Raw genomic sequence first — 8,856 nt, forward strand, 5'->3', positions numbered from 1 at the left:
TAACAGAATGATTAAAAAACTGTTAATTGCAAACAGAGGAGAAATTGCAGTCAGGATTATTCGCGCCTGCCGGGAAATGGGAATAGAATCTGTTGCCGTTTTTTCCGAAGCAGATCGTGAGGCTCTGCATGTCCAGCTGGCGGATGAAGCCTATTGTATTGGACCAACTCCATCAAAAGATAGTTATTTAAATGTCACAAATATTATTAGTGTCGCAAAGTTGACTGCCTGTGATGCCATTCATCCAGGCTATGGTTTCCTTGCTGAAAATGCAGATTTCGCAGAACTTTGCCGTGAGTGCAATATCACATTTGTCGGTCCAAGCCCTGAAGCCATCACAAAAATGGGTACGAAGGACATTGCAAGAGAAACGATGCGTGAAGCGGGTGTTCCAATTGTTCCTGGTTCAACGGGAATTATTAATGATATTGATGAAGCCCTTGAACTAGTTAAAAAGATCGAATATCCAGTCATCATAAAAGCGACTGCAGGCGGTGGCGGTAAAGGGATCCGCGTTGCTAAGAATGAACAGGAATTAATTAAAGGCATCAATATTACTCAGCAAGAAGCGTTAACAGCGTTTGGAAATCCTGGTGTATACATAGAAAAATATATAGAGGATTTCCGTCATGTCGAGATTCAGGTTCTTGGTGATACCTACGGGAACACCATCCATTTAGGTGAAAGAGATTGCTCTATCCAGCGTAGGCTGCAAAAGCTGCTTGAAGAAACCCCTTCACCTGCATTAGATGGGGAAATTCGTACAGAAATGGGTGAAGCAGCAGTAAAAGCTGCAAAAGCAGTTGATTATTCTGGTGCCGGCACGGTAGAATTTATATATGACTACCGTAATCGTAAATATTATTTTATGGAAATGAACACAAGGATTCAGGTGGAGCATCCCGTAACAGAAATGGTCACAGGAATTGACCTTATTAAGGAAATGATTCGAGTGGCAAGCGGCGAAAAATTATCGATTACCCAACAGGATGTTACTTTTACAGGTTGGGCAATCGAATGCCGAATCAATGCGGAAAATCCAGAGAAAAACTTTCTGCCTTCAGCTGGGAAAATTAACATGTACCTTCCCCCTGGTGGGTTAGGTGTACGGGTTGATTCAGCCGCATATCCAGGATATACGATTCCGCCATACTACGATTCCATGATTGCGAAAGTCATCACATATGGCAGCAGCAGGGAAGAAGCAATTTCCAGAATGAAACGTGCGTTAGGAGAGTTTGTGGTGGAAGGTATCCATACCACCATCCCGTTTCATTTAAAACTGCTGGAACATGAAAAATTTGTCGAAGGAAACTTCAATACGAAATTCCTGGAATTGCACGATGTGATGAAATCTATCTAATATCTGGAGGGGTTATAAAATGAGTGAATTTAATGTCTTGGAAATGGATCAAGGAAATAACGGACATGGAAAAATTGAAATTGCCCCTGAAGTCATTGAGGTGATTGCAGGTATTGCTGCTTCCGAGGTAGAAGGTGTAGCAGGAATGCGTGGTAATTTTGCCGCAGGTGTTGTCGAACGTCTGGGGAAGAAAAACCATGGTAAAGGTGTAAAAGTTGAATTAACTGAATCAGGAATAAAAGTGGACGTATATTGTTTAATGAAGTTCGGCGTTTCTATACCGAATGTTGCTGGCGAAATACAAGATAATATTCGTCAAGCGCTGCTAAATATGACGGCTTTAGATGCAGAAGAGGTAAACATTCACGTTGTCGGAATTCAATTCGAAGCGCAAAAGATTGAGCCTGTGATTGAATCAGAGCTTTAAAAAGTATAACCAAAGGATTATTCCTTTGGTTTTTCTTATTTACTAATATCCTTGCAAATAAAAAAATCAACCATTGTGTGCGATTCTCCTTTAGTTATGCTATTATCTTTTTATGTGTAAACAAGTTATTATGCAAAAATAATAGGTCTTGTATGAAAAATCGACAAATATTATTTATATATCTAAAGGAGTTAACGGTATAATGAAAAGAAGAACAGCTAGGGAAAAAGCGCTTCAGGCTCTTTTTCAAATCGATGTAAGTAACACGGAACCATCAGATGCAATTGATCATGTTTTGGAAGGGGAAGCAGGTGACGAGTATCTATCGAGACTGGTTTTAGGGGTAATCGAACAAAAAACCGAAATTGATGAATTAATCTTGCAGTATCTTGAAAAGTGGTCTCTTGATCGATTGGCAACTGTTGATCGAAATGTTTTAAGAATGGCTACATATGAATTGAAATATTTCCGAAATGAAGTTCCTGAAAATGTAATTTTAGATGAAGCTATAGAAATCGCTAAAATATATGGGGATGACCAATCAAGCAAGTTTATTAATGGTGTTCTTTCAAAGGTGAAACAAAAGCTTCTTACCGAATAATTGATTGGGTCTTCTCGAATAAGGGGAGAAGTGACAATGACTGCACAAATTATTAATGGACAGGAAATAGCTGCGAAAAAAAGATTAGAGATTGCTGAAAAGGTTGAAGAACTTAAACGTCAGGGTGTTACTCCAGGACTCGCCGTTATTCTCGTTGGAAATAATCATGCATCGCAGACATATGTAAAAAGTAAGGAAAAAGCATGCAAAGAACTTGGTATGTACTCTTTATTAATAGAAATGCCTGAGGAGATTACTGAGGAAAAATTACTTGCAAAAATTGATGAATTGAACGCTGACCCCGAAATTCATGGTATTTTAGTTCAATTACCGCTTCCAAAACAGATCGATGAAAGAAAGGTTATTGAATCCATCTCTCCTTTAAAGGATGTTGATGGTTTTCATCCGATTAATATTGGCAGGATGATGACGGGTCAGAATGCTTTCTTGCCATGTACTCCATACGGAATCATGGTGTTACTCGAAGAATCGGGTATTTCCGTTTCAGGTAAGCATGTTGTTGTTGTTGGTAGAAGTAATATTGTCGGCAAGCCTGTCGGGCAATTATTCCTAAATCAGCATGCAACGGTAACTTATTGTCACTCAAGAACCAAAGATTTAGCATTCCATACAAAACAAGCGGACATTCTTATTGCCGCTGTGGGGATTCCAAACTTTATTAAGGCGGAGCATGTGAAAAATGGCGCAGTTGTCATTGATGTTGGAATTAACCGCAATGAGTTTGGAAAGCTTTGCGGAGATGTAGCTTTTGATGAAGTGTCTGGAAAAGCTGGGGCAATCACTCCGGTACCAAAGGGTGTTGGTCCAATGACTATTACGATGCTTATGTACAATACGCTAAAATCGGCCGCTGAAACTTTAGACCGCAAATAAGCTGATTCTTGTCCTTATCTTTAATGATTGAAGTTCTTTTTAAGTCGATTTTAAAGACACAAAAAGCGGACTTCATTTAAAATAGGTAAGGACAGTTTTCGCTATTTGGTTGAAAAGAGGAACTTTTGATGCAGGAGCAAAGATATCTATCTGTAAATGCCCTAACCAAATACATAAAAAGAAAATTTGATGCCGATCCCCATTTACGCGATATTCATGTTAGAGGAGAAATTTCAAATTTCAAACAGCATTCGAGCGGACATATGTATTTTACCTTAAAGGATGAAAAAGCCCGAATTCTTGCCGTGATGTTTGCCGGGCAGTCCCGCTTTATGAAATTTTCGCCGGAAAATGGAATGAAGGTGATTGTAAAAGGGGATATCACTGTATATGAGCCTAGCGGTCAATATCAAATTTACATAAAAGAAATGCAGCCGGACGGGATTGGTGAATTGTTTTTAGCCTACGAACAGTTAAAGCAAAGGCTAGAAGCGGAAGGTTTATTTGCGCATGAAGCAAAAAAGGCCATTCCTATGTATCCAAGAACTGTTGGCGTCATAACTTCACCAACGGGTGCGGCAATTAGGGATGTGATCATAACCATCAAAAGACGCTATCCCATCGCTAATATTCTTGTGTTTCCGGCGCTTGTCCAAGGTGATAACGCGGCTCCTTCCATTGTTAAGGCGATTGAAAAAGCAAATAACATGAAGGAGATTGATGTTTTGATCGTCGGACGCGGGGGAGGATCAATTGAGGAGCTATGGGCCTTTAATGAGGAACTGACGGCTCGTGCTATTTTTGGCTCCAAGATCCCGATTATTTCAGCAGTTGGTCATGAAACTGATTTTACGATTGCTGATTTTGTTGCGGACTTACGTGCCCCGACGCCAACTGGTGCTGCTGAACTTGCCGTCCCGCATTTGGATGAGTTATTGGATAGGATTTTGCAGCGGCAAACCCGTCTTCTCCGTGCGATGAACGGAAAGTTTCAGTTTGAAAAGGAACGCTTATATCGTGTGCAAAAATCGTATGCTTTTCGCTACCCCCACCGACTATATGAACAAAAGTTAGAACAACTGGACAAATTAACGGAATTGCTTGTTCGCGGAACGTCCCGCTTATCGATCATAAAAAAAGGCCAGCACGAGGTGCTCCATAAACGGTTGCAGCGAAACCATCCTAACGAAGCACTTAGCAAAGCAAAAATAAATTTTGATCGTACTCAAAAAGACATGAAACGCTCTATGCTGCAGATACTTTCAAAAAAACAAACTGATTTCGAGCGGATCCTTTCAACCTTACAGGCATTGAGTCCATTGAAAATAATGGAGCGTGGTTATAGTTTGGCTTACTCAGAAGATAACCGTCTGCTGAAAAGTGTGAAACAGGTTAAAGAAAATGAGCAAGTCCAGATACAATTAACAGATGGCAGCCTATTCTGTAAGGTGGAGAATATAAAGGAGAGAGAAAAAAGTGACAAATGAAAATACAATAACGTTTGAAGAAGCAATGACGAAGTTGGAACAAATCGTTGAAAAGCTTGAAGAAGGCGACGTTCCTTTGGAAGAGGCGATTCTTTTCTATAAAGATGGTATGGAACTGTCAAAACTTTGTCACGATAAATTGAAAAATGTGGAAGAACAACTGACGCAGATCATTACGGAGGATGGACGGACGGAGAGTTTTTCTATTGAGGAGGAATAAAACTTGGAAACCGGTTTACTGGACGCATTTGCACAAGAATATAAACATCTGTTAGATTCGGAGCTTCGTGCACTGGTTGAAAAGCTTGATGCTCCTTCTGTTATTAAGGAATCCATGATTTATTCGCTTGAAGCAGGCGGAAAAAGAATCCGTCCCTTATTGCTATTTGCAACCTTAGACGCGTTTGGAATCGATCCCAAAAAAGGACTGCCTGTTGCGGCTGCAATTGAAATGATCCATACCTATTCTCTAATCCATGATGACCTGCCAAGTATGGATAATGACGATTTAAGAAGAGGAAAACCGACCAATCATAAGGTATTTGGAGATGCCATTGCAATATTAGCAGGTGATGCCTTATTAACCTATAGTTTTGAAGTAATAGGCTTGCTTTCAAATGAGTTCGCACCTGCTAATACAAAACTAAAGTTAGTAGTTGAAATGGCAAAAGCGGCAGGAACAGAAGGAATGGTTGGCGGACAAGTTGCCGATATGGAAGGAGAAGGAAAGAATCTCACTCTTCCGGAACTTGATTATATACATATTCATAAAACGGGTAAGCTGCTCAGGTTTAGTGTGGTAGCAGGAGCTATTTTGGCTGATTCCAGTCAAAGCCAATTAGACCATCTTTCGGGCTTTGCACATCATCTTGGACTTGCATTTCAGATACAGGATGATATCCTTGATTTGATAGGGAATCCGCAAGTAATTGGAAAGCCTGTTGGCAGCGATACTACAAACCATAAGAGTACTTATCCCCAATTACTATCATTGGAAGGTGCAAGGGCTGCTTTACATAAACAAATTAACCTGTCAGAAGAATATCTTATAAAGACGGGACTAAATACAAAATTGCTAAGAGAAATAACGGATTTAGTTGCTTCAAGAGATCACTAATTACGGGTGTTTGAGGTAATGAATGTAGTGTGTTATAATCGTTTTCAATGTAGAGAACGTTTGAATGCCGTTATCACATATGTGTTAGCGGCTATTTTTTCAAAATGTATGAAAGTGAGTGGTCCAAAATGGATTTATTATCAATAAAGGACCCATCCTTTTTAAAAAGGATGTCGAATAAAGAATTAGAGGCATTAAGTCAGGAAATTCGCCAATTCTTAGTTGAGAAACTGTCAGTGACAGGCGGCCATATTGGCCCTAATTTGGGTGTTGTGGAATTAACCATTGCATTACATAAATGTTTTGATAGTCCAAAGGATAAAATTATTTGGGATGTTGGCCATCAATCCTATGTTCATAAAATATTAACCGGCAGGGCATGTGAATTTGATACCTTAAGGCAATTTAAAGGACTATGTGGTTTTCCAAAACGGATTGAAAGCGAGCATGATGTTTGGGAAACTGGACACAGTTCGACATCTCTTTCAGCTGCGATGGGGATGGCCATTGCCAGAGACTTAAAAAAGGAAAAGTCCTTTGTAGTACCGGTGATTGGTGATGGTGCATTAACAGGTGGAATGGCATTAGAAGCCTTAAATCACATTGGCCATGAGAAAAAAGATATGATCGTCATATTAAATGATAATGAAATGTCCATTGCTCCTAATGTTGGTGCCGTCCATAATATTCTCGGTCAATTGCGTACGGCCGGAAAATATCAATGGGTGAAAGATGAACTTGAAGTGTTGTTGAAAAAAGTACCCGCAGTTGGCGGTAAGCTTGCGGCAACTGCAGAACGGATTAAGGATAGCCTAAAGTATTTAGTTGTTTCAGGTATGTTTTTTGAAGAATTAGGTTTTACGTATTTGGGCCCGATTGATGGCCATAATTTTGACGCGTTATTTGAGAACTTCAGCTATGCTAAAAAGACGGAAGGCCCCGTCCTCCTCCATGTGATTACCAAGAAGGGTAAAGGGTATCAACCGGCTGAAAGTGATAAAACAGGTACGTGGCATGGAACGGGTCCATATAAAATAGATACCGGTGATTTTGTTAAACCTGTTAAAAAGCAGCCGCCAGCCTGGAGCAGTTTAGTAAGTGAAACAGTCCGAAAGCTTGCAAGAAACGACGAACGAATTGTAGCGATTACTCCGGCAATGCCGGTGGGTTCAAAGCTTGAGGGCTTTGCCAGTGAGTTCCCTGAACGAATGTATGATGTGGGTATTGCCGAACAGCATGCAGCGACGGTTGCGGCAGGTTTAGCTACCCAAAACATGAAGCCTTTTTTAGCTATTTACTCTACGTTTTTACAACGAGCCTATGACCAGGTTGTCCATGATATCTGCCGGCAAAATTTAAATGTTTTTATCGGAATTGACCGTGCTGGTTTAGTCGGGGCAGATGGGGAAACACACCAAGGTGTATTTGATATTGCCTTTTTAAGGCATATACCGAATATCGTCTTAATGATGCCTAAAGACGAAAATGAAGGTCAGCATATGGTGTATACCGCCTTGAATTATGATGATGGTCCAATTGCGCTGAGATTTCCGCGTGGTAACGGGCTAGGTGTCCCAATGGATAAGGAATTAAAGGCCATCCCTATTGGTAAATGGGAGGTTTTAAAAGACGGTGATGATGCAGCCATTTTAACCTTTGGTACTACCATTCCAATGGCATTAGAAGCAGCAATGGCACTTGAAAAAAAGGGAATTTCGGTAAGGGTTGTAAATGCCCGTTTTATCAAGCCTCTTGATGAAAAAATGCTGATTAGCCTTCTAGAAATAAATATCCCGCTTCTCACCATTGAGGAAGCAGTTTTACAGGGCGGATTTGGAAGTGCTGTTCTAGAATTCGCTCATGACCATAGTTTTTATCAGGCACAAATTGACCGAATTGGAATCCCCGACCAATTTATTGAGCATGGGGATGTAGGCTCCTTGCTTGAAGAGATTGGCTTAACGACAGATGCAGTCATTAAAAGGATTTCCACTCTGGCAAGGAAAAAACAGCAAAGGGCTTAAACAATGAAAAATAAAGAAAGAGTAGATGTGTTACTCGTGGAGCGAGGTTTAATTGAGACGCGAGAAAAAGCTAAACGAGCGATTATGGCAGGGTTGGTTTATACAAATGAAGAGCGTTTAGATAAACCGGGTGAAAAGGTTAAAATCGATATTCCGTTAAATATTAAAGGAAAGATGCTCCCGTATGTCAGCCGCGGGGGTTTAAAGCTTGAAAAGGCGTTAAAGGTGTTTGATGTAAATGTCCAGGATAAGATCCTACTAGACATCGGTGCTTCAACTGGCGGGTTTACTGATTGTGCCCTCCAAAATGGGGCGAAAATGTCCTATGCCCTTGATGTCGGTTACAATCAGCTAGCTTGGAAATTGAGGCAGGACGACCGTGTCGTGGTAATGGAAAGAACTAATTTTCGCTACGTAACACCAGCAGACTTAAACGGGGAAATGCCGAACTTTGCATCGATTGATGTATCATTTATCTCCTTAACCTTAATATTGCCGGTGTTAAAAACACTTCTAATACCTGGAAGTGATATTATCGCCCTTATCAAGCCGCAATTTGAGGCCGGACGTGACCAAGTGGGTAAGAAAGGGATTGTTCGGGATGAAAAGGTCCATTTACAAGTTATCGAAAAAATAATTAGCTTTTCCCTTCAGCAAGGATATTGTGCCGCCAACCTTTCCTTCTCACCGATTACTGGCGGGGATGGAAATATTGAATACCTACTGCACCTAAAATGGGAAGGGGAACAGGAGGAAGGAAGGAATTTATTGCCTGTTAGCCCTTTAGAAGTCGTAAAAGAATCCCATAATGAATTTAAAACGAAACAAACCCCCGAAGGATAGGCAAATGCTTATCCTTTTTGACGTGTCCAGCTCCAGGCGCCATCGGCTAGTGTACTTCGCTCTTCTCCCTACGATAAGTCAACATCGGATCGCTACGCTC

General features: G+C 40.7%; 9 protein-coding genes. All 9 read left to right on the forward strand.

Annotation, left to right across the window (positions count from 1 at the left end):
• Window positions 1-7: 7 nt before the first annotated feature.
• The 9 genes from accC to BABA_RS07865 all read left to right on the forward strand — a co-directional run bounded on the left by accC (window position 8) and on the right by BABA_RS07865 (window position 8,756).
• A complete protein-coding gene (gene accC / locus BABA_RS07825; RefSeq protein WP_007084617.1) occupies window positions 8-1,363 on the forward strand; it encodes an acetyl-CoA carboxylase biotin carboxylase subunit in 1,356 nt (451 codons plus the stop codon).
• Window positions 1,364-1,382: 19 nt separating this feature from the next.
• Window positions 1,383-1,790, forward strand: coding sequence for an Asp23/Gls24 family envelope stress response protein (locus BABA_RS07830; protein ID WP_007084618.1), 408 nt, complete (start codon window positions 1,383-1,385; stop codon window positions 1,788-1,790).
• A 202-nt stretch (window positions 1,791-1,992) separates the two neighbouring features.
• The gene (gene nusB / locus BABA_RS07835) at window positions 1,993-2,391 is read left to right on the forward strand and encodes a transcription antitermination factor NusB (protein WP_007084619.1); all 399 of its coding nucleotides are present in this window, start codon (window positions 1,993-1,995) and stop codon (window positions 2,389-2,391) included.
• Between the two features lie 36 nt (window positions 2,392-2,427).
• On the forward strand, window positions 2,428-3,285 hold the full coding sequence (gene folD / locus BABA_RS07840) for a bifunctional methylenetetrahydrofolate dehydrogenase/methenyltetrahydrofolate cyclohydrolase FolD (protein ID WP_007084620.1): 858 nt from the start codon (window positions 2,428-2,430) through the stop codon (window positions 3,283-3,285).
• Window positions 3,286-3,413: 128 nt separating this feature from the next.
• Window positions 3,414-4,772, forward strand: a complete 1,359-nt coding sequence (gene xseA, locus BABA_RS07845) for an exodeoxyribonuclease VII large subunit (protein ID WP_007084621.1) — start codon at window positions 3,414-3,416, stop codon at window positions 4,770-4,772.
• A complete protein-coding gene (locus BABA_RS07850; RefSeq protein WP_007084622.1) occupies window positions 4,762-4,992 on the forward strand; it encodes an exodeoxyribonuclease VII small subunit in 231 nt (76 codons plus the stop codon). Before xseA ends, BABA_RS07850 begins: the two co-directional genes overlap by 11 nt.
• Before the next feature lie 3 nt (window positions 4,993-4,995).
• A complete protein-coding gene (locus BABA_RS07855) occupies window positions 4,996-5,889 on the forward strand; it encodes a polyprenyl synthetase family protein (RefSeq protein WP_007084623.1) in 894 nt (297 codons plus the stop codon).
• Between the two features lie 128 nt (window positions 5,890-6,017).
• Complete coding sequence (gene dxs / locus BABA_RS07860; RefSeq protein WP_007084624.1) at window positions 6,018-7,913, forward strand: 1-deoxy-D-xylulose-5-phosphate synthase; 1,896 nt, start codon at window positions 6,018-6,020, stop codon at window positions 7,911-7,913.
• A gap of 3 nt (window positions 7,914-7,916) precedes the next feature.
• Window positions 7,917-8,756 carry a TlyA family RNA methyltransferase gene (locus BABA_RS07865; protein ID WP_007084625.1) on the forward strand — a complete coding sequence of 280 codons (840 nt, stop codon included), beginning with the start codon at window positions 7,917-7,919 and terminating at the stop codon, window positions 8,754-8,756.
• The last annotated feature ends 100 nt before the right edge of the window (window positions 8,757-8,856 follow it).

Source organism: Neobacillus bataviensis LMG 21833, from assembly GCF_000307875.1.
Lineage (GTDB): Bacteria > Bacillota > Bacilli > Bacillales > Cytobacillaceae > Neobacillus > Neobacillus bataviensis.

Coding starts and splice junctions, on each gene's coding strand:
- BABA_RS07865 (WP_007084625.1), top strand. CDS start 7,917: ATGAAAAATAAAGAAAGAGTAGATGTGTTACTCGTGGAGCGAGGTTTA.
- BABA_RS07830 (WP_007084618.1), top strand. CDS start 1,383: ATGAGTGAATTTAATGTCTTGGAAATGGATCAAGGAAATAACGGACAT.
- nusB (WP_007084619.1), top strand. CDS start 1,993: ATGAAAAGAAGAACAGCTAGGGAAAAAGCGCTTCAGGCTCTTTTTCAA.
- dxs (WP_007084624.1), top strand. CDS start 6,018: ATGGATTTATTATCAATAAAGGACCCATCCTTTTTAAAAAGGATGTCG.
- folD (WP_007084620.1), top strand. CDS start 2,428: ATGACTGCACAAATTATTAATGGACAGGAAATAGCTGCGAAAAAAAGA.
- accC (WP_007084617.1), top strand. CDS start 8: ATGATTAAAAAACTGTTAATTGCAAACAGAGGAGAAATTGCAGTCAGG.
- xseA (WP_007084621.1), top strand. CDS start 3,414: ATGCAGGAGCAAAGATATCTATCTGTAAATGCCCTAACCAAATACATA.